At 68.7% G+C, this 24,368-nt stretch carries 23 protein-coding genes; 12 read left to right on the top strand and 11 right to left on the bottom strand.

What is annotated here, in order from left to right:
* Window positions 1-65: 65 nt before the first annotated feature.
* The 5 genes from QOL69_RS12740 to QOL69_RS12720 all read right to left on the bottom strand — a co-directional run bounded on the left by QOL69_RS12740 (window position 66) and on the right by QOL69_RS12720 (window position 3,713).
* Window positions 66-884, bottom strand: a complete 819-nt coding sequence (locus tag QOL69_RS12740) for a cytochrome b family protein (RefSeq protein ID WP_283403470.1) — start codon at window positions 882-884, stop codon at window positions 66-68.
* Window positions 885-888: 4 nt separating this feature from the next.
* The gene (locus tag QOL69_RS12735; protein WP_048077477.1) at window positions 889-1,698 is read right to left on the bottom strand and encodes a cytochrome b; all 810 of its coding nucleotides are present in this window, start codon (window positions 1,696-1,698) and stop codon (window positions 889-891) included.
* 7 nt (window positions 1,699-1,705) lie between these two features.
* Entirely contained in the window at window positions 1,706-2,095 is a 390-nt protein-coding gene (locus QOL69_RS12730) for a DUF7318 family protein (protein WP_048077478.1), read from the bottom strand.
* Window positions 2,092-2,733 (bottom strand): halocyanin domain-containing protein, encoded by a 642-nt coding sequence (locus QOL69_RS12725; protein ID WP_283403469.1) that lies wholly within the window; start codon window positions 2,731-2,733, stop codon window positions 2,092-2,094. Before QOL69_RS12725 ends, QOL69_RS12730 begins: the two co-directional genes overlap by 4 nt.
* Window positions 2,734-2,828: 95 nt before the next feature.
* Window positions 2,829-3,713, bottom strand: coding sequence for a DUF7319 domain-containing protein (locus QOL69_RS12720; protein ID WP_283403468.1), 885 nt, complete (start codon window positions 3,711-3,713; stop codon window positions 2,829-2,831).
* A gap of 116 nt (window positions 3,714-3,829) precedes the next feature.
* On the opposite strand from QOL69_RS12720, the gene QOL69_RS12715 reads away from it, so the two are divergent.
* Window positions 3,830-4,306 (top strand): DUF7321 family protein, encoded by a 477-nt coding sequence (locus QOL69_RS12715; protein WP_048077479.1) that lies wholly within the window; start codon window positions 3,830-3,832, stop codon window positions 4,304-4,306.
* A 124-nt stretch (window positions 4,307-4,430) separates the two neighbouring features.
* The gene (locus QOL69_RS12710; RefSeq protein WP_283403467.1) at window positions 4,431-5,051 is read left to right on the top strand and encodes an HAD family hydrolase; all 621 of its coding nucleotides are present in this window, start codon (window positions 4,431-4,433) and stop codon (window positions 5,049-5,051) included.
* Between the two features lie 36 nt (window positions 5,052-5,087).
* Here QOL69_RS12710 and QOL69_RS12705 read toward each other — a convergent pair whose 3' ends face one another.
* Together QOL69_RS12705 and QOL69_RS12700 are read right to left on the bottom strand one after the other, a co-directional pair.
* Window positions 5,088-6,002 (bottom strand): MBL fold metallo-hydrolase, encoded by a 915-nt coding sequence (locus QOL69_RS12705; protein WP_283403466.1) that lies wholly within the window; start codon window positions 6,000-6,002, stop codon window positions 5,088-5,090.
* Window position 6,003: 1 nt separating this feature from the next.
* On the bottom strand, window positions 6,004-7,866 hold the full coding sequence (locus QOL69_RS12700) for a radical SAM protein (RefSeq protein WP_283403465.1): 1,863 nt from the start codon (window positions 7,864-7,866) through the stop codon (window positions 6,004-6,006).
* 122 nt (window positions 7,867-7,988) lie between these two features.
* Here QOL69_RS12700 and QOL69_RS12695 point away from each other — a divergent pair, with 122 nt between their 5' ends.
* The 3 genes from QOL69_RS12695 to QOL69_RS12685 all read left to right on the top strand — a co-directional run bounded on the left by QOL69_RS12695 (window position 7,989) and on the right by QOL69_RS12685 (window position 9,071).
* Window positions 7,989-8,396 (top strand): hypothetical protein, encoded by a 408-nt coding sequence (locus QOL69_RS12695; protein WP_048077481.1) that lies wholly within the window; start codon window positions 7,989-7,991, stop codon window positions 8,394-8,396.
* A gap of 99 nt (window positions 8,397-8,495) precedes the next feature.
* Window positions 8,496-8,651 (top strand): DUF7559 family protein, encoded by a 156-nt coding sequence (locus QOL69_RS12690; protein WP_195155769.1) that lies wholly within the window; start codon window positions 8,496-8,498, stop codon window positions 8,649-8,651.
* A 3-nt stretch (window positions 8,652-8,654) separates the two neighbouring features.
* Window positions 8,655-9,071, top strand: coding sequence for an Hsp20/alpha crystallin family protein (locus QOL69_RS12685; RefSeq protein ID WP_283403464.1), 417 nt, complete (start codon window positions 8,655-8,657; stop codon window positions 9,069-9,071).
* Window positions 9,072-9,078: 7 nt separating this feature from the next.
* Here QOL69_RS12685 and QOL69_RS12680 read toward each other — a convergent pair whose 3' ends face one another.
* Window positions 9,079-10,350 (bottom strand): NAD(P)/FAD-dependent oxidoreductase, encoded by a 1,272-nt coding sequence (locus QOL69_RS12680; protein ID WP_283403463.1) that lies wholly within the window; start codon window positions 10,348-10,350, stop codon window positions 9,079-9,081.
* A 488-nt stretch (window positions 10,351-10,838) separates the two neighbouring features.
* Between QOL69_RS12680 and QOL69_RS12675 the strand changes: the two genes are divergently transcribed.
* Window positions 10,839-11,870, top strand: coding sequence for a glutathione S-transferase family protein (locus tag QOL69_RS12675; protein ID WP_283403462.1), 1,032 nt, complete (start codon window positions 10,839-10,841; stop codon window positions 11,868-11,870).
* Window positions 11,871-12,577: 707 nt separating this feature from the next.
* Here QOL69_RS12675 and QOL69_RS12670 read toward each other — a convergent pair.
* From QOL69_RS12670 to QOL69_RS12660, 3 genes are read right to left on the bottom strand one after another with little or no spacing between them, the layout of a single operon-like run.
* A complete protein-coding gene (locus QOL69_RS12670; RefSeq protein WP_283403461.1) occupies window positions 12,578-13,645 on the bottom strand; it encodes a sugar ABC transporter permease in 1,068 nt (355 codons plus the stop codon).
* Window positions 13,642-14,637, bottom strand: a complete 996-nt coding sequence (locus QOL69_RS12665) for a carbohydrate ABC transporter permease (RefSeq protein WP_048077485.1) — start codon at window positions 14,635-14,637, stop codon at window positions 13,642-13,644. The genes QOL69_RS12670 and QOL69_RS12665 overlap by 4 nt, the downstream gene beginning before the upstream one ends.
* 15 nt (window positions 14,638-14,652) lie before the next feature.
* The gene (locus tag QOL69_RS12660) at window positions 14,653-15,921 is read right to left on the bottom strand and encodes an extracellular solute-binding protein (RefSeq protein ID WP_283403460.1); all 1,269 of its coding nucleotides are present in this window, start codon (window positions 15,919-15,921) and stop codon (window positions 14,653-14,655) included.
* 265 nt (window positions 15,922-16,186) lie between these two features.
* Here QOL69_RS12660 and QOL69_RS12655 point away from each other — a divergent pair, with 265 nt between their 5' ends.
* The 6 genes from QOL69_RS12655 (at window position 16,187) to QOL69_RS12630 (ending at window position 24,363) form a co-directional block, all read left to right on the top strand.
* Window positions 16,187-17,320 carry an ABC transporter ATP-binding protein gene (locus tag QOL69_RS12655; protein ID WP_283403459.1) on the top strand — a complete coding sequence of 378 codons (1,134 nt, stop codon included), beginning with the start codon at window positions 16,187-16,189 and terminating at the stop codon, window positions 17,318-17,320.
* A gap of 589 nt (window positions 17,321-17,909) precedes the next feature.
* A complete protein-coding gene (mutL, locus tag QOL69_RS12650) occupies window positions 17,910-20,291 on the top strand; it encodes a DNA mismatch repair endonuclease MutL (protein WP_283403458.1) in 2,382 nt (793 codons plus the stop codon).
* A 104-nt stretch (window positions 20,292-20,395) separates the two neighbouring features.
* Entirely contained in the window at window positions 20,396-21,946 is a 1,551-nt protein-coding gene (locus QOL69_RS12645) for a methyl-accepting chemotaxis protein (RefSeq protein WP_283403457.1), read from the top strand.
* Window positions 21,943-22,659 (top strand): bacteriorhodopsin, encoded by a 717-nt coding sequence (locus QOL69_RS12640; protein ID WP_283403456.1) that lies wholly within the window; start codon window positions 21,943-21,945, stop codon window positions 22,657-22,659. Before QOL69_RS12645 ends, QOL69_RS12640 begins: the two co-directional genes overlap by 4 nt.
* A 79-nt stretch (window positions 22,660-22,738) precedes the next feature.
* Window positions 22,739-23,899, top strand: a complete 1,161-nt coding sequence (locus tag QOL69_RS12635; RefSeq protein WP_283403455.1) for a thiolase family protein — start codon at window positions 22,739-22,741, stop codon at window positions 23,897-23,899.
* Window positions 23,896-24,363, top strand: a complete 468-nt coding sequence (locus QOL69_RS12630; protein WP_006629766.1) for a PhlB family protein — start codon at window positions 23,896-23,898, stop codon at window positions 24,361-24,363. Before QOL69_RS12635 ends, QOL69_RS12630 begins: the two co-directional genes overlap by 4 nt.
* The last annotated feature ends 5 nt before the right edge of the window (window positions 24,364-24,368 follow it).

The following is a 24,368-nucleotide window of genomic DNA, read 5'->3' as shown; positions in this document are numbered from 1 at the left end:
GGCGGGTGGAGACGGTGAACGTCGGAATTACGGCGCGGTCGGGGATGGAGTGCCGTTCTCGGCCGTTACTTCGGCGGCCGGAGCATGTAGTACCGGCGGTTGAGGTCGTACATGTACCCCTCACGCATCGTTTTCAACACCGCGTAGGTGACGACGCCGCCCGCTACCGGGAGCATGAACACGAGCGAGAACAGCAGCTCGAGCTGGACCGGGAAGAAGTTCTGGATGGCGAGCGCCGCCAGCGTGATCGCCAGGATGACGCCGGCGACTCCGAGCGCGGCCCAACCCGGCTCCTCGACGGGCCGTCGCGCGTTCCCCTTGTTGAGGAAGGGGACGAGCGTGATGACGCCGAAGATGGCCCCGTGAGCGATGAGCCCGAGCAGCTCGTTGGACATGACGATGTTGCCGCCGAGCACCGCGAGGTCGGGGTTGATCGGGTCGAGCTTCAGCAGGCCGAACGACCAGTAGAGGTACCAGTCGGGCAGGATGATCGCCGGCGTGGAGCCGGGGTTCGCCGGATCCCCGAAGTGCGACGGGAGGATCGCGGCCACGAGCAGGATGATCCCGAGGAAAAAGGAGGTGATAGCGAGGTTCCGGATCGTCTCGTGGGGCCACGTCGGGAAGCCGAGCACGTCGCGCTCGACGTACGTCGACTCCGTGCGCAGGTCCTCGTCCTCGCGCCGAGAGCGCTCGAAGTACTGGTAGGTGAGCTGTGCGAGCCCTTGGCTTCGCTCCTTGCGCTCGGACCAGGTCGGCGTCTCGTCGTCCGGCGGGACCGTCGCCGGCGGCCCGCCGTCGGTGCGTGCCGCCTCGTCGGTGCCGCCGTCCGTCCGCGCTCGCTCGTCGGTGCGGTCGTCGGTCGTGGTGGTGGTGGTGTCGGTCATTGGATTAGTGCGGTTCCGCAATTCCCTGCACCCAGACGATGCCGACGTGGATGGCGATGAGCGCGGTGACCACGAACGGCAGCACGAACACGTGCAGGATGTACATTCTCACGAGCGTCGCCTGTCCGAGGGTGAACCCGCCGAACAGCAGCTGGGCCGCCCACTCGCCGACCAGCGGCGTCGCGAGCGCCAGTTCGACGCCGATCTGCGCCGCCCAGAAGGACAGCTGCTTCCACGGCAGGACGTACCCGGAGAAGCCGAACAGGAGCGTCAGGGCGATGAGCACGACGCCGAGGATCCAGTTGACCTCGCGCGGCTCCTTGTACGCGCCGGTGAAGTAGACGCGCAGCATGTGGAGGAACACCGCCGCGACCATGAATTGCGCCGCCCAGCGGTGGATCGACCGGAGCATGAAGCCGAACTGGACGTCTTTCATGATCATCACCATCGAGTCGTACGCCGCGGTGGGGTCGCCCTGCGCGGCTGCCCCGGCGGTAGATGGCGCGTAGTAGAATCCGAGCATCGCGCCGGACACCGCCGCAAGCAGGTACGCGATGATCGAGAGGGACCCGAGCGAGTACAGCGGGTACCAGTACCAGAACTTGTTGTCGAGGTCGTACTGCTCGGTGTGGCTCTTTGGCATCTGGAGGTTCGCGCGGTAGTACATCGTCTCCAGCAGTTCGAGGTAGTCGACGATGCGGAGCCGCTTGTCCAGCCAGATGAGCGTGGTCAGGAACACCGTCTCGATGGCGGTGAGGTCCTGACTCTTGAGCCACGCGTTGTGGTCCATGTCGTCTTGTTTTTTCAGACTCATTGTCGAATCACTTCTTGTAGTACGGGTACACCGCCCGCTTCAACGTCTCCGCGAGGTTGCCGGTGTCGATGCCGTCGCCCTCCTTGTCCTCCTCGCGGACGTACAGGTCCTCCCACTTACGGCGGCGCTTCTTGACTATCATCACGTCCGGGAGGAACTCCTTCCGGTAGAGCAGGAGGATGAACGCGAGGTCGATGAAGATGAGCGCCAGCAGCGCGCCGACGTACATGTTCCCCGCCTCCGTCGACGCCCACGCGGACATCAGCCCGTAGGTGAAAAGCGCCACGAAGACGACCTCGATGACCGTCAGGAGGACGATCGCGATCGCGGCCGCGGTACTCTCGCGGGCCGGCTCGTAGCGGTGGATGTCGCCGTACGAGGAGCCGCCGGAACTCATCTCGCACCCCCGTGGCCGGTGTGGGCCGACTCGCCGTACTTGAGCATGTAGAACGTGAACACGAACGTCAGGCCGATCCCGAGGATCGCGGAGATACCGACCCAGTGGGCGTGAAGCGGGACGCCGACGTAGGCGATATCCTCCGGCCATCCGGTGTTTGCGCCGCCGACCTCGACGGTCGCGACGTCCTCGCCGACGGCGATGCCGCCGTGCATGCCGACCGCGGTGTGGGGCACGCAGGCGTAGTGGGTGATGCCAGCGTCCTCGCCGGTGGTCTCGTACTCGTAGGTATACCCTTCCTCGCCGACCGCGCTCCCACTGTCGAGGCTCGCCGGTCCCTCTTGTGCGACGACGTTGTGATCGCCGCCGTTACCCGTCCACTCCCAGACGATCGTCGTTCCCTCGTCGACCCACACCAACGTCGGGTCGAACGCGAGGCCGCTGCTGCCGGCCCCGACCGAGATGGTCACCTCGTCTTGGCCGCGGGCGTCGGTGTAGGACCCGACGTTCCCGCCCGACGCGGCGCTCGGCCAGTCGGGTTCCACTTCCTGTGCAGCCGCCGTTCCGGTCGCCCCGGCGGAGGCCGCGACGGCGGCGGTCGCGCCGCCGGCCGTCCGCACGAAGTCCCGCCTTTTCATACAGTTTCCCTCAGGACGGGGTCCGCTTAAACCCACCGACTGAAACCGCCGACGTGGAGGGAGTTGCGGGGCCTGAGACCGCCGAAATCGGCGGATTATCCGTCTCGGCCGCGGTCGCTCTCGTCGGGGGCCTCGTCGGTCACGACGCCGTCCTCGACGGGAACGAACTCGGGCCGCTCTTTGGCCTCGCGGAGCGCCCGCAGTCGGTCCCGGTACTCCTCCGAACGGAACCGGTCGGAGAGCCGCGCGTTCGCCACCATCGCGAACAGGAACCCGCCGACGAGCAGGAAGACGATACCCATCGCCGGCGCGACGATGGTCCCGAGGTCGGCGACGGCGCTCGCGACGAGGAGGGCGATGCCGGCCAGCACCTGAATCGCGGCGACGACCTGTATCACGAGGTTGCCGAACTCGCCGGACCCCTCCGGGACGCTGTCCGGATGGGGGAGCGACCAGTCGTCGGGCGGCTCGGGCACCTCGTAGGAGTCCATCGCCGCGAGCGCGACGACGGGTTCGATGTCGCGGAGGACCGTCCCCTCGCCGCGCACCTCGCCGGTGGGGCGGATGATCGCGTACCCCTCGTCGGAGTAGACGAGGATCCGCTCCTCGCCGTCCTCGCGGACGCGCTCTAGGACCCCGAACACGTCCCGGGTCGCGATCCGGGACTTCAGCTCGGCGTCGACGCGGTCGAGGAGCCGGTCGCCCGTGATCCACGTGTCCGGGTCGAAGGCGGCGTCCCACTCCTCGGCGCTCATCTGCGCCATGTCCGAGGGACCGAAGTCGTCGAAGTCGTACTCCGACTCGACGCGCTCGCGGAGCGCCTCGATGTCGGTCTCGTCCTCGGAAGCGCCGTCGGAGGCGGTCGGGCGGGACCCACCGTTTTCGGTCTCCGCGTCCGGGTCTCCCGAACCGTCGGACGCCGGGTCTGCCGGCTCCTCCGGCGGCGACTCCGACTCCGACCGCGTCGAGGTGTCCTCCATCGCTTCGGCGGTACGTGCTCCTGACGCTAACTGTTTTCGTCCGCGCCCGAGCGACGAGACCGGCCCGTCGGCCGCGGATCGCGGGGCTTTACGCGCCGGAGCGCATAGTCGCTCGCATGGTCGACGAGTCGGTCATCGCGGCGCTGGCCGGGGTGTCCGTGACGACGAGTCTCCCCTTCCTCCTGTACGGCGCGTGGATCATGATCGACGCCGAGACGGTGTCGTGGAACGTGTTGATGCGACACCTGCGGTACATCGTCGCCGGACTCCTGCTCACGACCGTCCCCCTCGTCGGGTGGATGATCCCGCGCGTCCTCGATCAGCTGACGGGCATGGCGATCCTCCACGCCTTCTTCGGCGTTCAGGCGTACGCCATGCTGGCGTTCGCGCTGACCGGTATCGTCCGGATCTTTCAGGCGAAGCGGAACGCCGACGCGTACGAGGACCTCGACGTCGACATCGACGAGATCCACGAGGACATGGGCCACTGGCGGAAGCGACTCCGCGCCGGTGTCGCGGGCTTCATGCTGCTGTGGCTGTGCGCGTGGGTGACCGGCGTCTACCGGCTTCTCACGCTTCACTTCGGGGTGTGACCGCGGCCCGTCTCCGACGCGTCGTCGCGTGACTGCCACCGCGCGATCGCCGGCGTGTGACTTCCGTCGAATCCGTTTCACCGACCGACAGCTTCAATCCGGGTTTGTTCCTAACGGTGGTATCGTGGCAGTCACCTTCGATCTCTTCGGGACCCTCGTCGACGTCGAGTACCCGTCGGATCCGGCGGAAGCGGTCGCACGCGAACTGGAGTCACGCGACGTGGCGGTCCCCGACGACTGGCACGTCGCGTACGGCGAGCGACACGTCGAGGCACCGGCCGGCGCGGAGGTGCCGCTCCCCGCGCACGTCGCCCGCGCGCTCGACTCCCGCGGCGTCGACGTGACGGAGAACGCCGCCAGACACGCCGTGATCGCGGCGTTCGACCCCGACGTGACCCGACGCGACGGCGCGCTGGAGGCGGTCCGCGGCGCGGGCGAGCGCGGCCCGGTGGGGCTGCTCTCGAACTGCGCCGTGCCCGAACTCGTCCCGCGGACGCTGATACGGGCGGGGCTCCGCGGCGAGTTCGACGCGGTCACGACGAGCATCGGCTGCGGCTGGCGGAAGCCCCACCCCTCCGCGTTCGAGGCCGCGGCGGAGGCGCTCGGGACCTCCACGACCGGACTCGTTCACGTCGGCGACGACCCCGAGACCGACGGCGGGATCGTCGCAGCGGGCGGGCGCTTCGTCGACGTGACGGAGACGCCGCTGTCGGAGGTCGTCGCGGAGTTAGAAGCGGAGCCGTAGGGCGGATCCGAGGCGTCCCCGCGGAGGACGACGCTATCAGTCGAACCCGGCGTCCGCCAACCGCGCGCGCCACGCTTCGTCGATCCGTCCCTCGCCGACCAGTTTCTCGACGTGCGCGGCGACTGTCGCCAGCGCGAGGTCGCGCACCCCGGAGAGGTCCTTCTCGTACGCGCCGTCGACGACCGCGTCGAGGTCGGCCGCACCGGCGTCGATCGCGGCGGTCACGTCGCGTTCGCGGGCGCGCCGGTGTTCGATCAGTCGGTCGCACGTCGCAGTCGGGTCGTCTATCGGCGCGCCGTGTCCCGGGAGGAGCCGGTCGTAACCGGCGTCGCGCACGCGTTCGAGGCTCGCGAGGTACGCGGCCAAGTCCCCCTCGGGCGCGGCGACCGCGACGCTCCCCTCGGCGACCGCGAGGTCGCCACAACACAGCACGGAACGCCCCGATCCGCTCGTCGCCGGTTCGGATCCCGCCTCCGGCCCGCCGGCCGCGAACGCGACGTGGTCGGGTGCGTGGCCCGGGGTGTCGACGACCCAAACTCCGGTGTCGGCGACCGTCTCGCCCGGGGAGACCGTCTCGTCGGGGTCGATCCCGGTCGCCGCGGCGAACCGGTCGGCGTGGCCCTCGCGGGCGACGACGGTCGCCCCCGTCGCGGCCGCGTACTCTGCGACAGCCCCGACGTGGTCCGGGTGCGTGTGAGTGACTGCGATCGCTTCGACGTCGGGGGCGACCGCGTCAGTCGACCCGCGCTCCGCGACCGCCGCGTCGAGGGCGTCGGTCCGGGCCGCGGGGTCGACGAGCAGGCCGTCGAGAAGGTAGGCGTTCGTGGTCCCGCCCGGGGCGCGGGTGTCGACGGGGACCTCGACGCGGGTGACCGCGGGAGGACCGCCGGCCGCGTCGGCTCCCGGTCCGTCGTCGGCCGCGTCAGATTTCGGTCCGTCGTCGCCCGCCATCTCAGTCTCCGCGGCCGAGCGACGACCGCGCGGCCGGACCGGGACCGGATCCGGGACGGTCGCGGCCCGGGATCGGCACGTCGGTGTCGCCGGCGACCGCGTACGCCCCGAGGTCGACGATTCCGGGGTCGACCGCGTCGACGTCGGCGACCGAGTCGTACGGGCGACCGACGACGATGTCGCCGGCCGTGTTCCGGTTGATTCCCGGGACGGCCGTCAGCTCGTCCATCGAGGCCGCGTTGACGTCGAGCGGGTACGGGACGCCCGTCACGGAGCGGTAGCCGTGGTCGGTGATCGCCACGTCGACGGTGGTCCCCAGCTCGCGCTCGCCCGGGACCGCGACGAGGAGCGCGTAGGTCCCGAGCTGTCGCCCGAACGTCTTGCCGTCCTGATGATATTCGAGGTGGAGGTCCGGGAGGACGGTCCCGGGCGGGACGACGCGGTCGAGCATCGGGTTGTCGATGGTCTCGCGCACCTCGCGTTTGTACGCCTGAAACTGGTCTTTGTGCTCCTGCGCGATCTCGGCACCCGTCTCGGCCATCTCGGTGCCGGCGAACGCCATCACCTGCCGGATGTTGATCCGGCGGAGCATCAGCCCCTCGTCGTACACCGTCTGGAGGAAGCGCTTGTTGTGCTCGTACGTCTCCGGGCGCTCGCCCGTCAGGCCGTGGACGAGGTTGATCCCGGGAAGCAGCTTCGGCAGCCGGGGGCTCGCGTCCGGGCCGGTCGAGGGACCCGTGACGCGGTCGGGGTCGCCGGGTGTCGTCTCGGGGGTGTCGCCCGGCCGCCAGCCGCCCTCCTCGTTGACGACGCGAACCGCCTCCAGACACTCCTCGGCGGTGACGAGCAGGTTGTTTTCCTCCTGAACCACGGGGTCGGCGGATTCGAGACCGAACGCGGCCGTGTCGCCGGGCGTGTTGTGCTCGGCGATGACCCGGATCGCCTCCCGGGACGCCTCGGGATAGTCCGTGATCGTCACGGGATTCATGTTGTCGAGGTGGAGGGTGCGGAGCTCCGGGGCGACCTCGCGGATCCCCCCGTACAGCTCGCGTAAGGCGTCGGGGTTCGGGGCCTCGCCGTCGCCGCCGTACGCGAGGATGTCGGCCTGTCTCCCGAGCCGGAAGTGCGCGACCCCGCGATCCGAGAGCGCGTCGACCTCGCCGACGACGGAGTCGGGCGCACGGAACGCCGGGTCGCCGTACAGCGGCTCCGTACAGAACGAACACCGATACGCGCAGCCGCGGGAGGTCTCCAGCTCGCAGATGAGGTAGTCGGGGTGGTTCGGGTGCTGCTCGACGACGAACGCCCCCCGCCGCGCCCAGCGGTCGACCTCCTCGTTCGTCCGCATCCGGTTGCCGTACCCCTCCAACCCTTCGCGGACGAGGTCGTGCGCGGCGGCCTCGACGTCGCCCATCGCGACGAAGTCGTAGTCGAGGTCGTCGCGCTGCGTCTCCTGTGCGCCCGCGTTCTCCTCGCCGACCCCGAACCGGACCGGCCCCCCCAAAAGCGTCACGCCGTCCGCGGTCCAGCCCAGCTCGCGGACCTCGTCCGGCTCCGCGGGCGTGCCGCCGACGTACTTGCCGGGCACCGTCATGCCGCCGACGTACACCATGAGGTCCGCGTCGGCCACGTCGGCGTGTTTCGACCGGTCGTCTCGGAGCTCGTCGATGGTGTGGTAGGTGATCCGCGACTCGGGGACGCCGGCGTCGACGAGCGCGCCCGCCGTGTACCGGGGGTACGTCGAGAGGTACGGCGGAACGCCGAAGTGGGCCGGCTCGTCGACGTAGCCGTCGACGATAGTGACGGAGAGGTCGGCCGGGTCGGGCGGGAGGGAGCCGCGGCCGGCCGCCGAGGAATCGGTCATGTTACCCGGGGTAGGCGGCCGAGACGGGAAAAGCGTGCGGAAGGTCGGCGGGGAAACGAGACCACCGAAAAACAGACACGACCGCCGACCGATTTATTAGCGTCATCCGCGTGTGAGAACATATGTCCCTCCGCGACGAAAGCTTCCTCACGCCCCGCCGAGCGACGCTTCTCTCGTACACGTTCCTCGGCCTGTTCGCTCTGCTGAGCGCGGGCAGACTCGCCGACTCCGGCTCCGTCCCGTGGTTGGTGATCGTCGGAGCGACGGTCGTCGCCGCCCTCGGTGCGGGTCCGGTCGCGTGGCTCGCCCGCGACCGGATACCGGCGAGCCGGCGCGAGATGTACGGGCGCATCCTCGTCGCCATCAGTCTCCCCGCGTTCATGCTGTTCGTCGGCGTCTCGCTCGCGTTCGGCATCCCGTTCCTGTCCGTGACTGACGCGGTCGTCGTCGGCGTCGTCTGCGGCGGCGCGGTCGCCCTGCTGGCCGAGCGGACCGTCGTCCCGGAGCGGTACCGCGCCGAACGGGCGTGATCCGGGAATATTGGGCAGGCGTGACCGAGGAGGACAGATCGACGCTCGCGTCGCCGCCGCCACGCCGTTTAAGCCGCCGCCGCCACTAGGCAGGCACATATGCCATCGACGATGGAGGTCAAGTGCGTCAGCGACGACTGCGAACTCGACATGTTCGAGAACCACTACACCTACGACGTGCCCGACGACCACGCGGTCGCGGACCTCTCGTGTCCGTACTGCGGCGGGAGTGAGCTCGTCGAAATCGAGGTGTGAGCCGTGTCCGGACTCGTCGAGACCGGTCGGGCCGCGCTCCGTAGCGCCCTCGAACGCGTCGGCCGCGGGTGGGGAAAGGTACAGGAGCGCCGCCCGCTCTCGTACGATCTCCTCGAAAGCGACGACGCCTACCTCGTCGTCTTCGACGCCCCCGGCGTCCGCGGCGAGGACGTCGACGTCACCTTCCTCGATCACACCGTCGAGGTGAGCCTCGAACGCTTCCGGGACTTCTACGACGGCTACGACCTCGTGTTCCCCGGCCGCGGCGTCTCGCTGTCGAGCAGCGTCGACCTCCCCCGCGACGCCGACGTGACACCTGAGGGCGCGAACGCGACGCTCACGCGAAACGGCACGCTCCACGTGGAGATCCCCAAAGAGGAGGGCTCTCGCGATGTCGACGTCGTCGAAGAGTCCGACTGACGCCGTCTCAAACCCCTCTCCCGGTCTCCCCCTCCGTCCGCTCGGACAGCGACATCCCCTCTACGATCTCGAACTCCTCGTCGCCGTCGAACCGCGTCGGATCGAACGACTCGATCCACGGCGAGTCCGGCGCGTCGAATGCGACGCCGTCGAGCGACGCCAACACGCCCTCGGCGACCGTCTCGCCGACCGCGGGCGCTCGCATGAACCCGTGGCCCTGCCAGCCGGCGGCGACGAACAGCGTCGGCTCCGTCTCGCAGGTCTCGTCGACCGGGCCGACGAGCGGGTCGCCGTCGGGCGTCGCAGTACAGAGTCCGGCCCACGCCCGGGAGATTGTCGGGTCGCGGTCGGCGCAGTCGGAGGGGCCGCCGCGGTCGAGGCGCTCGCGGAGGACGGTCGAGGCGTCCTCGCGGAACCAGTCGTCCGCCTCGCGCCGGTAGTTGTCGGGGTCGGCCGGGACCGGTTCCGTGCCGTCGCCGGCGAGCAGGCCGTCCGGGTGCGGGCGGAGGTACGCGTCCGCGGTGGCGTCGTAGACCATCGGGCCGTCGTAGGGGGCACTCGCGACGAGCGCCTGAACGCGGTACGGGACGACCGGGACCGCGATGCCGGCGTCAGCGAGCAGCGATCGCGTGTGCGCCCCGGCAGCGACGACGACCGCGTCGAAGGCGCGCCGCTCGGTCTCAGAGTTCCCGTCGGCGGCGTCGCGAACCAATATCTCTCGGCCCGCGTCGGTTCGAGGGCCGAGCGCGACCGGGGTCCCCGTCTCGACCGCGACGCCCTCGCGGGCGGCCCGCTCGCCGAGCGCGCGGACGTACTCGGGCGAGTCCGTCCATCCGGCCCCTTCTGCGACCGCCGCGACCGCGAGGTCGTCGGTGCGGAGGACGGGGAAGCGCTCGCCGAGCGCGTCGGGGTCGACGAGGGAGACGTCACGGCCGTGGTCTCGCATGCGCTCGACCATCGCCGGGACCGCGTCGGCGTCCGGGTCGTCCTCGCGCACCGCGATCACGTACGGGCAGGGGGTAAACGAGAACCCGGAGAGCGTCCGGTCGAACGCCCGGAAACGCTCCATCGCCCGGGCCCCGACCGCGGCGTCGACGTCCTCGGCGTAGGCGTCGTAGAGGAGGCCCGCCGCCCGCCCGGAGCTGCCGCCCGCCAGTTCCCCGCGCTCGTAGAGCGTCACGTCCGCGCCGCGGGCCGCCAGATCGTGAGCGGCGGTGACGCCGACCGCACCGCCGCCGACGATCGCGACCGACGGCGCGGGCTCGGCTCGCTCGTTCATGGCTCAGTAGACAGCGCGAGCGACCGAAAAGACACCGGGACGACGATGCCGCTATATAATTGGATGCGGTGGCGCGTGCCGACGAGCGGCCGCAGGCCGCGAGTCGCACGCGCGAGGGAGTTAGTCGGCCGGAGCGAAGCGGAGGCCGACTAACGAGGCTGGGGAGGTGTGAGGTGCGGTTGCGGGGCGGTGTCGGGAGGGACTCGAAGGGGCAGCCACGAGGCGGCCAGAGGCGAAGTAAGCACCGCAAGGAGCGAGAGAAACGAGCGACTGAGGAGCGCAGCGAGCGTCTGGTCGCCTCGCGGCTGGGGCTTCGGCGGCGGTCGTCTCGATCAGCGATATATAAACAGCAACACAATCGGCTAGCCGATCGGCTGGGGGTTCGGCGGCGGTCGTCTCAATGAGAGAAATCCAAACAGCAACCCAGTACAGCCGGTGACACGCGTGTCCCCGGCCACGTTATAGGGGTGGAATCCCACGTGTTAGGTATGAACCAACTCGTGAACGGCGAGTGGCGGACGGACACCTACGAGACGACCAACGAGGAGGGGGCGTTCGAGCGCGGCGAGACCACCTTCCGGAACTGGGTCGCGGGCAGCGACGTGCCCGAGCACGTCGACGCCGAGCCGGACGAGCGCTTCCAGCCGGAGGCCGGCCGGTATCACCTGTACGTCTCCTACGCCTGTCCGTGGGCGCACCGGACGCTCCTCGCGCGCTCGCTCTTGGGCCTCGAAGACGCGGTCAGCGTCTCGGTCGTCGACCCGTGGCGTGGCGAGGGGGGCTGGCAGTTCAGCCCCGAGAAGGACGGTTGTACGCGCGACCACCTCCACGACAGCGACTACCTCCGCGAGCTGTACGTCGAGGCCGACCCCGACGCCACCTGCCGGGTGACCGTCCCGGTGCTGTGGGACACCGAGGAGGAGACGATCGTCAACAACGAGTCGCGCGAGATCCTGCGGATGCTCTCGACCGCGTTCGACGACCTCGGAAACGGCGCGTCGCTCCTCCCCGACGAGGGCGACGACGCGACCGTCGCGGACGTCGACGAGGTGATCACGGACATCTACGAGCCGATCAACAACGGCGTCTACCGCGCCGGCTTCGCCACCTCGCAGGCGGCCTACGACGACGCGATCGACGACCTCTTCGACGCGCTCGACCGCTACGACGACCGGCTCGCGGACCGGCGCTACCTCGTCGGTGACTCGCTCACCGAGGCGGACATCTGTATGTTCACCACCCTGATCCGGTTCGATCAGGTGTACCACACGCACTTCATGTGCAACCGGCAGTTCATCCACCAGTATGACAACCTCTGGCCGTACCTCCGCGACCTCTACCAGACCGAGGGCGTCGCCGAGACGGTGAACATGTCCCATATCAAAGAGCACTACTACACCACGCACCCCGACGTGACGCCGACCGGAATCATCGCGCGCGGTCCCGACCTCGACTTCGAGGCGTCCCACGACCGCGACCGGCTCGCGGGAGCGCCGCCGACGCCGACCGCGGACGACTGAGGGAGAGACGGGGTGGTTCCGTCGGAACCGGGGTTTTGAGAGTTTCTCGGCGTGAAACGCCCGATCGACGGAACTGCGAACTGAACACTACTTCTCCGCCGTGGACTCGTTGGAACAGACCCCCCGGAGACGCGACGGGGCGTGTCGCTCACAGTCGTCTCGCACGCGGATCCACATGCCGTCTTCGTAGCACTGGACGAGCGCCGTCGCACACTCGACGGTATCGTGCCACCCATCTCTGACATCGCTGAGCGGTTTCGATGTCCACTCGGCGTCGTCCCTCCGCGCAAATACCTTGTACTCACCCGGTTGTGTTCCCCAATCGCAGTCGGCGGTCGCCGCGTAAATCTGTCCATCGCCTGTCCCGCGGATTTGATGGGTGGACTCGTGGACCGTCTCGCCGTCCCGGTCGACGCGCAGGTCAATCTGGACCGGGTCGGGAGTGTGGTTTTCCGCCGCAAACTGCGCGAGATGAATAGCGGTGTTGCCGGAGACAGCGTCAAGACAGCCAGTAATCGAAACCGCCGCCGAAAGCCCGATACTCGTGAGGAGGGCGCGTCGCTACATACATCATACGGACAGAGTCCTACTAAATCTCTTTTGACAGCCGCAGCACAGGCGGTCACAGCAACAGTACGCACCGCGATGTGCTCAATTGACACCGAGCGATTCGTGAACTAAAACGCGAAAAGCCCCGAACGGCGAGACTACCCCTCCATCCCGCCGAACGAGAGGCCGTCCTCGACGGAGCGCTGCGCCGCGAAGTAGACGATCGCGACCGGGAGCGCGAACAGGTTCGCGAACGCCGCGAAGCGCGTCCACGGCGTCGAGAACCGGCCCTCGGTCGCGATGTTGTACAGCTCCACCGAGAGCGGGTAGTTCTCCGGGCGGAGCAGCGTCTGCGCGATGATGAACTCGTTCCAGCCGGCGAGCCAGACGAAGATGAGGACGACCGCGAGCCCCGGCTTCGTCAGCGGAATGATGACCTCCCGGATCGTGTCGAGGAAGCTCGCGCCGTCGACCATCGCCGCCTCCTCGTAGGAGACGGGGATGTTGTCCATGTACGTCTTCAGCAGCCACGTGTTGAACGGGATCGCCGACGCAGCGTAGAACAGCCCGAGAATGAACAGGTTGTTCGTGAGCCCGTAGGTGCTGAAAAGCGAGTACAGCGCCACGAGCGTCGCGATCGACAGTCCGGCACCGATCTGCGTGAAGAGGACGTAGCCGTAGAGGATGCGCTTGCGCGCCACGAACCGCCGGCGCGAGAACGCGTACGCCGCCGGGACGATCATCCCGAACCCGGCCGCGAGCGTCACGCTGACGATGTAGAGGCTATTGAACACCGCGCCCGGACCGGTGTCGGTCCCGGCCCACCGGAAGCTGAAGGGAAGGAGTCCGCCGCCCCCGCCGACGACGAGCTGGGGGTAGCCCCAGTCGCCGTCGACGAAGAAGAAGTCAGACTCGAAGATCACCCACCGGTACGCGCCGAGGTTGTACGTCGACGGGTCCGGGAAGATGCCGCTGGTGTTGAACAGTCGCGACCCCTCAGCGAGCGACGCGGTCGTGATCCAGAACAGCGGGAACAGCAACACGAGCACCATCGCGAGCCCGAACAGCGTCATCAGCACGCTCTTCGTCACGTCCCACGAGCTGCGCTTGCCGGTCCGAACGTCGTAGAGCGCCCGCTGGACCATGACGACGAACCGCTTCGGCGCGGTCGCGAGCGCGACCAGCTTGGCGGCGACGAGCGACGCGACCGAGCGGATCGCGCTCATTCGTCACCCACCCCCTCCGCGAGACCGCCGTAGCGCACGGCGACGAGCATGAACAGTCCGACGAAGGCGATACCGACGATCAAGATTGCGGCCGACAGGCCGAACTGGTTGAACGTGATCGCCTCGCGGTAGCCGTACACGATGATCAGCTCGTTCTGTCGCGACGGGCCGCCCTGGTTGAACACCCACGGGATCAGGAACTGCTGGAACGACGTCGCGGCCGTGAGGATCGATGCGAACAGCACCGGCCCCTTGATCGCGGGTAAGGTCACGGTGCGGAACCGCTGGAGCGCGCCCGCGCCGTCGACCATCGCCGCCTCGTGGAGCGACCGCGGCACGTCTTGGAGCGCGCTCACGATGATGATCACCATGAACGGGTACGCCAGCCACACCTCGGTGGTGACGTACGCGAAGAACGCCTCCCAGCGACCGCTCAGGAACCCGATCGGCACGTCGAACAGGAGCGCCTGCGGGGCCGACAGCGACGACATGAACTCGTTGTACCGGCCCAAGATGGTGTTGAACACGCCGTAGCGGGCGTCGCTGAACATGCCGCGCCAGACGGTGATCGTGAAGATGCCGGGGAACCCAAGCGGGACGATCACCGCCGCGCGCATGTACCGCTTCCCGGCGACGCGTACGTGGTTCAACAGTAGGGCGATCCCAACCGCCAGGAACACCTTGGCCACGAGCGAGACGGCGACGAACAGCCACGTCGTCGTCATCGAGGTCCAGAACTGCGAGTCGTAGATTAGCTGGACGTAGTTCGCCAGCCCGATCAGCTCGGCACCGCCACCGATCACCGACCCGGCGAACGTCGCGTTGGTCAGGGAGATATAGAAGAGATAGAAGATCGGGTACAGCATGAAACTAGAAAAGAGGAGTACGCCCGGCGCGACGAGCAGCAGGCCCCAGTCGCGGCTGGCGAACGGCAGCACCGATCGGAGCCGCGACAGTCCGCTCGCGGCGGTTCCGGGTTGCGAGGAGGCCATGGCTCCGGGTAGAGCTTACAGCGCCTCCCGGATCTCGGAGGCGGCCTGGTCGAGCGCGGCGGCACTCTCCTGCTCGCCGTTGAAGACGCGTTCGAGCGCCTCCGTCAACGGATTCCAGACGCTGTCCATGTCGGGGTGGCTCGGCATCGGGACGCCGTAGTCCACCTGCTCGGCGAACGCCTGTACCTCGGCCGAAAGGTCCTCGTTCCCGACGACATCGGTGAGGACCGGAATGTACCCCCTCTCGTCGGCGTTGGTCAGGATGATGTCCTCGTTAGTCGTGTACCACTCCGCGAGGTCGGTCGCGACGTCGACGGTCGACGGGTCGGCGTCCGCGAGCATCGAGCTGAAGTAGAACAGCTGAATGCCGGAGTACGACCGTGGGTGGTTCCCGTCGATCGTTGGCAACGTCGTCACGCCGAGGTTGTCGACATCGTTCTGGAAGTCTCCGAGTATCCACGGACCGTTGATCGCAAACGGTGCGAGACCGTCCGCGAACGCAACGATCTGCGACTCGTAGCCCGGGTCTGCGGGCGTGTACCCGTAGAGGGTTTCGAGCGCGTCCATCCCCTGCTTACAGGCGTCGCTGTCGAGGCCGACCTCGAGGTTCGACTCGTCGAAGATGTCGCCGCCGTACGCCTGAATGAATCCGCTCGCCTGATACGGGTCGGTAGCCGGGAACGAGAGCCCGTACTGCCCGTTGTCCGGATCGTGATGCTCGTCCATGATCGAGACCATCTCCTCCATCGTCTCCGGCGGCTCGTCGACGATGTCCTCGTTGTAGAACAGCGCCACGGTCTCGGAGGCGAACGGGAGCCCGTAGAGGCCGCCATCGAACTGGGCCGCCTCGCGGGCGGCCTGCGTGTAGCCGTCGAGCGAGACGTCGACGTCGTCGCTCGCGTCGTAGAGGAACGGCGGGTCCTCGCGGACCGCGAATCGCCCGACCCAGTCGTGCGCCCAGATCCACGAGTCCGGTCCGTCGCCGGCCGGGATCGCCGTTTCGAGCTGCTGGTCGAGCTCGCCGCCGGGCGCTTCCTTGTTGATGTTGTTGCCCGTCTCCGACTCGTACTGGCTGACGTACTCGGACATCGCCTCGTCCTCGCTGTCGGCAAGGTCCGTCCACAGCCGCGCCGAGCCTCCGCTCCCACCCTCTCCGCTGTCGCCGCCGTCACCGCCGTCGGAACCGTCTCCGCCGTCGCCGCCGGTGCTGATACAGCCCGCGAGCCCCGCGAGCGCAGTCGATCCCCCCATCGCCTTGAGCAGCGTTCTACGTTTCTCGTTCATGTTGCCAGAACAAATGAGGAATTATATTTTCATACATTTAGTGTTTGGGATCGTTCCGGATCGTTTTGGATCGTTCCTGAATGATTCGGATCGGCGCAGTCCGATCGATGTACCTCCGATCGGCGTGGATGTGCCTCCGATCGGCGCGGGTAGCCGAGCGTCACCATCGACCGCGTTCTCGTGCCGATATCTGAGAAGTGATTTTTCACCAAATATCAGGAAAACAGCAAAGAACTCATATGCCAGCGGACCAGTCTTCAGGGAAATGGCACGCGTCACGCTCGATACGCTCCGGAAGGAGTTCGACCGAGGGACCATCGTCGCCGTCGACGATCTGGACTTGGAGATCGACGACGGCGAGTTCGTGACCGTGGTCGGGCCGTCCGGGTGCGGCAAGACGACCACCCTCCGAATGGTCGCGGGGCTCGAAGAGCCGACCTCGGGAACGGTCAGCTTCGACGACGAGGACGTCACCGAGGTCCACGCGAAGGAGCGCCCGGTCGCGATGGTGTTCCAGAACTACGCGCTGTACCCGCACAAGACGGTCCGCGAGAACATGGCGTTCGGGCTCAAGATGAGCACCGAGATGACGAAAGAACAGCGCCACGAGCGGGTCCGCGAGATGGCGGAGATGATGGGCATCGAGGACCTCCTCGACGACAAGCCCGACGAGCTCTCCGGCGGGCAGAAACAGCGCGTCGCGCTCGGGCGGGCCATCGCGCGCGAACCGGAGGTGTTCCTCTTCGACGAGCCGCTCTCGAACCTCGACGCGAAGCTCCGGACGGAGATGCGCGCGGAGATCCAGAAGCTACAGAAGGAGTTCGGCGTCACCGCGATGTACGTCACCCACGACCAGGAGGAGGCGATGACGATGGGCGACCGGCTCGCCATCCTCAACGACGGGAAGCTCCAGCAGGTCGGCGCGCCGACCGAGGTGTACCAGAAGCCGGTGAACAAGTTCGTCGCCGGCTTCATCGGCTCGCCGTCGATGAACTTCCTCGACGTCGACGTGGAGACCGACGGGACGGCCGCGACGATCCGGGACGGGTCGTCGGGGCTCGCGCTCACGCTCAGCCCCGAGTACGTCGCCGGCCACGACCTCGAAAGCGGCCCGTACACCCTCGGGATCCGACCGGAGAACATCGGGATCGTCGAGGATCCGACCGGCGAGGAGACGCTCGCCGCGACCGTCGAGGTCGTTGAGCCGATCGGCTCCGACAACTACGTCCACCTCAGCGTGAACGACGACTTCCTCGCGCGGGCACCGCCGGACGTCCAGCCGGAGACCGGCGACGAGGTCGGTGTCGTCTTCGACGAGGCGGACCTCCACCTGTTCGACGCCGAGACCGGCGAGGACGTGTTCCTGACCGACGAGGAGATCGCGGCCGCAGTCGCCTGAGACGGTTCGGTCTTCTCGGACGGGGTTCCGCTGTGAACCGATCGTTCACGCTTTCTCTCTGACCCGAGAACGGATACGCGGAGTGCTAACGTACGACTGTAAACTTCTGTTACCGCGGTGAGCGGCTCCGGACTCCCAGCCGCTCGCTACGGCGCAGTTGCTCCCCGCGGCATGACCGCCGAAGCCCCAGCCGCGAGGCGGGCGCACGCTCGCTGTCGTTTGAAAGGCGCTTCGCGCCTTTCGTGATGACGAGACGCCGAAGGCGTCTTGAACCACGCTCCTCGTCGCTCGTTTCACTCGCTCCTGTGGTGCTTGCGTTACCTGCGCCCGCCTCGCGACTGCCCCTTCGAGTCCCGCCCCGCACAGCCCCGCACCTCACACCTCCCCAGCCTCGTCAGTCGCCCTCGCTCCGCCTCGGGCGACTGACTCCCTCGCGCGGCGCTGCTTCGCGGCCGCCGGTGGCGGCCGCTCGCAGGCGCGCGCCGCCGCAGTTGTTCATAAACTGTATCCTCACCCAACATGCCGTCCCTCTCGCGTCGCCGCCGCCGACAACGGCTTCAAGTGCGCGCTCGTCCGACGGAGCGTACGAATGGAGCCGCCAGACATCGAGCGGTTGGACGAGCGGACCGTCCAGCGGATCGCGGCGGGCGAGGTGGTCGAGCGGCCCGCGAGCGTCGTGAAGGAGTTGGTCGAGAACAGCCTCGACGCGGGCGCGAGCCGCGTCGCCGTCTCCGTCGAATCCGGGGGCACCGAGGGGATCCGCGTCCGCGACGACGGCGTGGGCATCCCGGCGGACCAACTGGAGGCGGCCGTCGCGGAACACGCCACCTCGAAGATCGGGAACATCGAGGACCTCGACCGCGGCGTCGGCACGCTCGGCTTCCGCGGCGAGGCGCTGTACACCGTCGGCGCGGTCTCCCGGCTCACCGTCCGGTCGCGGCCCCCGGACGCGGACGCGGGCGCTGAGATCACCGTCGAGGGCGGCGAGGTGGGGGAAGTCCGACCCGCGGGCTGTCCCGCAGGGACGACTGTCGAGGTCGACGACCTCTTCTATAACACACCGGCCCGCGAGAAGTTCCTCAAGCGGACCGCCACGGAGTTCGACCACGTCAACACGGTCGTGACCGGCTACGCGCTGGCGAACCCCGACGTCGCGGTCTCGCTGGAACACGACGGGCGCGAGACGTTCGCGACCGAGGGGAACGGCGACCTCCGCTCGGCCGTCCTCGCCGTCTACGGCCGCGAGGTCGCCGAGTCGATGATCGACGTCGACTGGACGCCCGAAGGAGAGGGGGGCGCGGAGGGGTCGGGTGCCGACGATCCCCCGGTCGAACGGGTCACCGGACTGGTCTCGCACCCGGAGACGGCGCGCTCGACCCGCGACTACCTCGCCACGTACGTCAACGGGCGGTACGTCACCGCGAGCGCGCTCCGCGAGGCGACCCTCGACGCCTACGGCGGCCAGCTGGCCCCCGACCGCTACCCGTTCGCCGTCCTCTTCGTCGAGGTCCTGGCCGGCGACGTGGACGTGAACGTCCATCCCCGCAAGCTGGAGGTGCGGTTCGACGAGGAGCCGGCGGTCCGGTCGGCGGTCGAGACGGCCGTCGAGGACGCCCTGCTCGAACACGGCCTGATCCGGTCGACGGCTCCCCGCGGACGGTCGGCCCCCGACGAGACCGCCGTCAGCCCGGAGACGCCGGACGACGAGGCCGTGGGCGGCGCGGACACGGACCACGAGCGCGCCGCGCGCGACCGGCGCGAGCCGTCGACGGGGAGTGAGTCGGCCGATTCCGACCGGACTGCTGACGGAATTCCGGACGCCGGTGAGACCGCGACCGAGGACGCCGCGAGTCCGACGGAACTCGCCCCCGACGACGACGCGGCGTGGGCGGTCGAAGACCTCGGCGGCGGCGCAGACGGAGACGCGGGTGCCGGGGCGAGCGGGGACGGAAACGCTGGAGCGAGCGAGGGCGCGAGCGCCGGGACGAGCGACGGCGTTCGCCCCTCCCCGCGAAGTTGGCAGGACGAGTCCGCGGCGACCGACGCGGGACCGGCGACCGACGCGGAACCGCCGGCGGACGGCGGTTCCCCCGGGAGCGAAACCGGTGGCGTCGCCGAAGGTGCGACCGGGTCGGCCGACCGCGACGCCGGCTCCTCGGACGCCGACGCACCGATCGGGACCCCTCCGACTGTCGGGGACGCGGAGTCCGGCGACGCGGAGTCCGACGACGCGGCGGCGGATACCGTGAAGGATGAAACGGGGTCGGACGCGACCCGCTTGACCCCCCGAGCGCGACCCGCCACGCGGCAGCGGACGCTCGACGGCGAGGCGACCGGAGCCGAGCGCGAGTTCGACTCGCTGCCCTCGCTGCGGATACTCGGCCAGCTTCACGAGACGTACGTCGTCGCGGAAGCGCCGGACGGCCTCGTGTTGATCGACCAGCACGCCGCCGACGAGCGGGTGAACTACGAGCGGCTCACGGCCGTCTTCGCGGACGGCGCGGACGCGCAGGCGCTCGCCGAGCCGGTCCGCATCGAGCTGACCGCTCGCGAGGCGGCGCTGTTCGAGGAGTTCGTCGACGACTTGGCTGAGATCGGGTTCCGCGCCGAGCGGGCGGGCGACCGCGAGGTCGCGGTCACGGCGGTCCCGGCCGTCTTCGACGCCGCGCTCGACCCCGACCTCCTGCGGGACGCCCTGTCGGCGTTAGTCGACGACGCCGTCGCGGGCGAGGAGCCGGTCGCGGACGCCGTCGACGAGCTGCTCGCCGACCTCGCGTGTTACCCCTCGGTGACGGGCAACACCTCGCTGACCGAGGGGCGGGTCGTCGACCTCCTCGACCGGCTCGACGACTGCGAGAACCCGTACGCGTGTCCGCACGGGCGGCCGGTCGTGATCCGTCTCGACCGCGAGGAGATCAGGTCTCGCTTCGAGCGCGACTATCCGGGCCACGGCGGCCGGCGGACCGAGTAGCGCCCCGGGCGCGCCGGACCAGTCGAGCCGAACGCTCGAAGTTGGATATCAGAATCGATAATATTGGAGTGTCATTTAACACAAAAGTATCCTTGGGATATCACATGCCGATAGCAGCGGTAAAGAGAAGATACGGGGCGAAATTGGGGGTCGGATACGTCACCACGGGGGGATTCATCGTCGCCGTCGGGTTGATCACGAACGAGGTCAACGCGACGATCGTGGCGTCCATCGCCGGGCTGCTCACACTCGGGTCGATCAACGCGGCCGAGACGGTAGCCAGCGTCACCGAGATCGGGGCACAGACCAGACGCGTCGCGAACGGGGACATCGACAGCAGAGTCGAGTCCACCCGGACGGACGAGTTCGGACAGCTGGCGGACTCCATCGAGGAGATGCGGGTCTCGCTGAAGGACCGGCTGACGCAGATGGAACAGACCCAAGGGGAATTGGAAGCGGCGCAGTCCGAGGCCACCGAGATGGCCGACCGCTACCGCCGGACCGCGGAGCGGTACGGCGAGGTGATGGAACGCGCGGCCACGGGAGACCTCACGCAGCGGGTCGACGTCGACGAGGACGACGAGGCGCTCGCGACGGTCGGCGAGTCGTTCAACCGGATGATGGACGACCTCCAAGCGACCGTCGAGACGGTGACGGAGATGGCCGACCGGATCGAGACGGACGCCGGGGAGATGGCCGAGATGAGCACCGACGTCGAACGGCGCGTCGGCAAGGCCGTCGGAACCACCTCCACCATCCAGTCGCAGTCCGAGGAACAGCGCGAGGAGCTCGAATCGATCGCGACGGACATCGAGAACGTGAGCGCCTCAGCCGAGGAGATCGCCGCGACGGTCGACGACCTCTCCGACCGGAGCGAGGACGTGGCGACGGCGAGCAGCGACGCCCGGAACTCCTCTCGGAGCGCCTTAGACGAGATGGCCGAGGTGGAGTCCGAGGCTGAACAGGCCGTCGACCGGGTCGAACGACTCCGGGAGGGGATGGACGAGATCACCGAGATCGTCGACATCATCGGCGAGATCGCGGAACAGACCAACATGCTCGCGCTGAACGCCTCGATCGAGGCGGCCCGGGCGGGCGAGGGCGGCAGCGGGAGCGACGGGTTCGCGGTCGTCGCCGACGAGGTGAAACAGCTCGCCGAAGAGACGCAGACGCGGGCCAACGAGATCGACGAGATGATAGACGAGATCGCCGATCAGACGGAGGAGGTGACGGTCTCCATCCGGTCGACACAGGAGCGGGTCCAGAGCGGGACCAGCACCGTCGAGTCGACCCTGACCGACATCGAGACGATCGCCGGCTCGGTCGAGGAGATCAACCAGTCGCTCGAAGAGATCCGGCAGACGACCGCCGACCAGGCCGACACCGTCCAAGACACCGCCGGCTCGGTCGACTCGATCACCGAGCTCAGCAGCGAGACGGCCGACACGGCGACCGGCGCGGCGACCGAGATGGAGGAGAGCCAAGAGGTCGTCGAGCGGATCTCCGACTCCCTGCGCTCGTTCCGTCAGGACGCCGTCACCACTCTGCAAGACCGGGTCTCGGCGTTCACCGTCGAATCGGGCGGACCGAGTCCGTCGGACCTCGACGGCGGGACGACGGGTGGACGGGCCACGACCGACGGGGGTGAGCGATGACGGATCCCGTCTCGGTCGCCTACGGGCTGGCCGCGGCCGCCTTCCTCGTCGGGCTCGGGATCACCGTCGCGCTGTACCGGAGCCTCAAGGGATCGGCCCATCAGGGTCGACTGGCCGCGCTGGCGATCATCCCCGGGTTCGCGGGACTGTCGTACGTCGCGATGGCGTTCGGGATCGGAACTACCACGGTAAACGGGGTCGAGTTCGTCGGCTTCCGGTACGTCGACTGGGTGATCACCACGCCCCTACTCGTCGGCTTCGTCGGCTACGTGGCCGGGGCCTCCCGGCGGGCGATCGCGGGCGTGATGCTCGCCGACGCGCTGATGATCGTCTTCGGCGCGGGCGCGACCGTCTCCGAGGGGACGCTCAAGTGGGCGCTGTTCGCCGTGGCCGGTGGCTTCCACGTCGGGCTGTTCGCCTACCTGTACGTAGTGTTCCCGCGGTCCGTCCCCGACGACCCGAGCCAGCGGGGGCTGTTCAACCTGCTGAAGAACCACATCGGACTGCTGTGGCTGGCCTACCCCTTCGTCTGGCTGACGGGACCGGGCGGGTTCGCCTTCGTCGGTGCCGTCGGGATCAGCCTCACGTACGCCTTCCTCGACGTGCTGGCGAAGCTGCCGTACGTCTACTTCTTCTACACCCGGCGGCGGGCGTTCGCCGACGTCGGGGTCGCCGAGCGCGACGACGGGCCGACCCCGGCTCCGGCCGACTGACCGCGCGGCCGCCTTTCGTCCCTCGCTTCATCCGACCGCGGAGAGGTACGCTTTAGTCGGACGCCCCGGACCCACGCGTATGGAACGCGTAGCGATCGTCGGCGCGTCGATGACCCCGTTCGGGCAGCGCGACGCCTGGGTGCGGGAGCTGCTAGCGGAGGCGGGCGCGGCCGCGCTCGACGACGCCGGCGTCGACGGCGACGACCTCGATCACCTGTACGTCTCGAACATGGCCAGCGGCGAGTTCGAGGGCCAGACCGGCGTCCCGAACGCGCTCGCCCACGATCTCGCGGCGACCCCGGCGTACACTGCCCGGATCGACCAGACCTCCTCGTCGGGCGGCGCGGGCGTGTACGCGGCGTGGCAGTCGGTGGCCTCGGGGGCGAGCGACCTCACGATGCTCGTCGGCGGCGAGAAGATGACCCACCGGACGACCTCGGAGGCGACCGACGTGATCGCGTCGCTCACGCATCCGGTCGAGTACAAACACGGCGTGACGCTCCCCTCGTTCGCGGGCCTCACGGCGCGCCTGTACCTCGACGAGTACGACGCGCCCCGCGAGAGCCTCGGCAAGGTCGCGGTGAAAAATCACAGAAACGGCGTGGACAACCCCCACGCGCAGTTCCGGAAGGAGGTCGACCTCGACACGGTGCTGGACTCGCCGATCGTCGCCGACCCGCTCCGACTCTACGACTTCTGTCCGATCACGGACGGCTCCGCCGCGCTCGTGTTCTGTCCGGAGTCCGTCGCCGAGGAGTACGCGCCCGAGGGGAACTACGCCGTAATCTCCGGTATCGGCGGCGCGACCGACACCCACGTCGTCCACGAGCGCGCGGACCCGACGACGATGGGCGGCGTCGTCGACTCCTCCGACGTGGCCTACGAGATGGCCGGGATCGGCCCGGACGACGTCGACGTGGCGGAGCTCCACGACATGTTCACGATCTTAGAGTTCCTCCAGAGCGAGGACCTCGGCTTCTTCGAGAAGGGCGAGGGGTGGAAGGCCGTCGAGGAGGGCGTCACCGACCGCGACGGCGACCTCCCGATCAACACCTCGGGCGGCCTCAAGTCGAAGGGCCACCCGCTCGGGGCCAGCGGCGTCGCACAGGTGTACGAGATATTCCAGCAGGTAACCGGGAACGCCGGGCCGCGGCAGGTCGAGGCCGACACGGGGCTCGCGTGTAACGTCGGCGGGTTCGGGAACTGCGTGACGACGACGATTCTGGAGGGAAGCCAATGAGCGACACCGAGAGCGGCGAGACGGGAGCGGGCGACGAACCGACCTTCGAGGCGGCGGAGTACGCGGACGGGACAGTCACGTACCCGCCCCACACCGTGGGACCGAACGGCTCCGAGCGCGTCGGAACGGTCGACCTCCGCGAGCGCGAGGCGCGCGTCGTCACGTGGACGACTTCGACCGCGACGCCGCCGGGCGTCCGCGAGCCGAACACCCTCGCGATCGTCGAGTTCGAGATGGGCGACGGCTACGACGGACCGCCGGTCCGCGCGCTCGGGCAGATCGCGCCGCGCGACGGCGCGGACGGCGGCGGTGAGGACGGCGACGGCGAGGACGCCGAGCAGTTCGACGTGGAGATCGGCGACCGCGTCGAGCCCGTCTACGCCGACGAACTGCGCGAGCCGGGCGCGGGGATCCGGGAGCCGGAGAGTCAGGGCTGGGACGGCTTCCGGTTTCGCCCCGTCTGAAGGGC

The sequence above is a fragment of the Halorubrum sp. DM2 genome (genome assembly GCF_901686465.1).
Classification (GTDB): Archaea; Halobacteriota; Halobacteria; order Halobacteriales; family Haloferacaceae; genus Halorubrum.
This window is presented reverse-complemented; position numbering and strand designations above follow the sequence as displayed.

Bases quoted from the DNA above. Each gene is read 5' to 3' on its own strand.
- QOL69_RS12740 (WP_283403470.1), bottom strand. From the start codon at position 884: ATGACCGACACCACCACCACCACGACCGACGACCGCACCGACGAGCGA.
- QOL69_RS12735 (WP_048077477.1), bottom strand. From the start codon at position 1,698: ATGAGTCTGAAAAAACAAGACGACATGGACCACAACGCGTGGCTCAAG.
- QOL69_RS12730 (WP_048077478.1), bottom strand. From the start codon at position 2,095: ATGAGTTCCGGCGGCTCCTCGTACGGCGACATCCACCGCTACGAGCCG.
- QOL69_RS12725 (WP_283403469.1), bottom strand. From the start codon at position 2,733: ATGAAAAGGCGGGACTTCGTGCGGACGGCCGGCGGCGCGACCGCCGCC.
- QOL69_RS12720 (WP_283403468.1), bottom strand. From the start codon at position 3,713: ATGGAGGACACCTCGACGCGGTCGGAGTCGGAGTCGCCGCCGGAGGAG.
- QOL69_RS12715 (WP_048077479.1), top strand. From the start codon at position 3,830: ATGGTCGACGAGTCGGTCATCGCGGCGCTGGCCGGGGTGTCCGTGACG.
- QOL69_RS12705 (WP_283403466.1), bottom strand. From the start codon at position 6,002: ATGGCGGGCGACGACGGACCGAAATCTGACGCGGCCGACGACGGACCG.
- QOL69_RS12700 (WP_283403465.1), bottom strand. From the start codon at position 7,866: ATGACCGATTCCTCGGCGGCCGGCCGCGGCTCCCTCCCGCCCGACCCG.
- QOL69_RS12695 (WP_048077481.1), top strand. From the start codon at position 7,989: ATGTCCCTCCGCGACGAAAGCTTCCTCACGCCCCGCCGAGCGACGCTT.
- QOL69_RS12690 (WP_195155769.1), top strand. From the start codon at position 8,496: ATGCCATCGACGATGGAGGTCAAGTGCGTCAGCGACGACTGCGAACTC.
- QOL69_RS12680 (WP_283403463.1), bottom strand. From the start codon at position 10,350: ATGAACGAGCGAGCCGAGCCCGCGCCGTCGGTCGCGATCGTCGGCGGC.
- QOL69_RS12675 (WP_283403462.1), top strand. From the start codon at position 10,839: ATGAACCAACTCGTGAACGGCGAGTGGCGGACGGACACCTACGAGACG.
- QOL69_RS12670 (WP_283403461.1), bottom strand. From the start codon at position 13,645: ATGAGCGCGATCCGCTCGGTCGCGTCGCTCGTCGCCGCCAAGCTGGTC.
- QOL69_RS12665 (WP_048077485.1), bottom strand. From the start codon at position 14,637: ATGGCCTCCTCGCAACCCGGAACCGCCGCGAGCGGACTGTCGCGGCTC.
- QOL69_RS12660 (WP_283403460.1), bottom strand. From the start codon at position 15,921: ATGAACGAGAAACGTAGAACGCTGCTCAAGGCGATGGGGGGATCGACT.
- QOL69_RS12655 (WP_283403459.1), top strand. From the start codon at position 16,187: ATGGCACGCGTCACGCTCGATACGCTCCGGAAGGAGTTCGACCGAGGG.
- mutL (WP_283403458.1), top strand. From the start codon at position 17,910: ATGGAGCCGCCAGACATCGAGCGGTTGGACGAGCGGACCGTCCAGCGG.
- QOL69_RS12645 (WP_283403457.1), top strand. From the start codon at position 20,396: ATGCCGATAGCAGCGGTAAAGAGAAGATACGGGGCGAAATTGGGGGTC.
- QOL69_RS12640 (WP_283403456.1), top strand. From the start codon at position 21,943: ATGACGGATCCCGTCTCGGTCGCCTACGGGCTGGCCGCGGCCGCCTTC.
- QOL69_RS12635 (WP_283403455.1), top strand. From the start codon at position 22,739: ATGGAACGCGTAGCGATCGTCGGCGCGTCGATGACCCCGTTCGGGCAG.
- QOL69_RS12630 (WP_006629766.1), top strand. From the start codon at position 23,896: ATGAGCGACACCGAGAGCGGCGAGACGGGAGCGGGCGACGAACCGACC.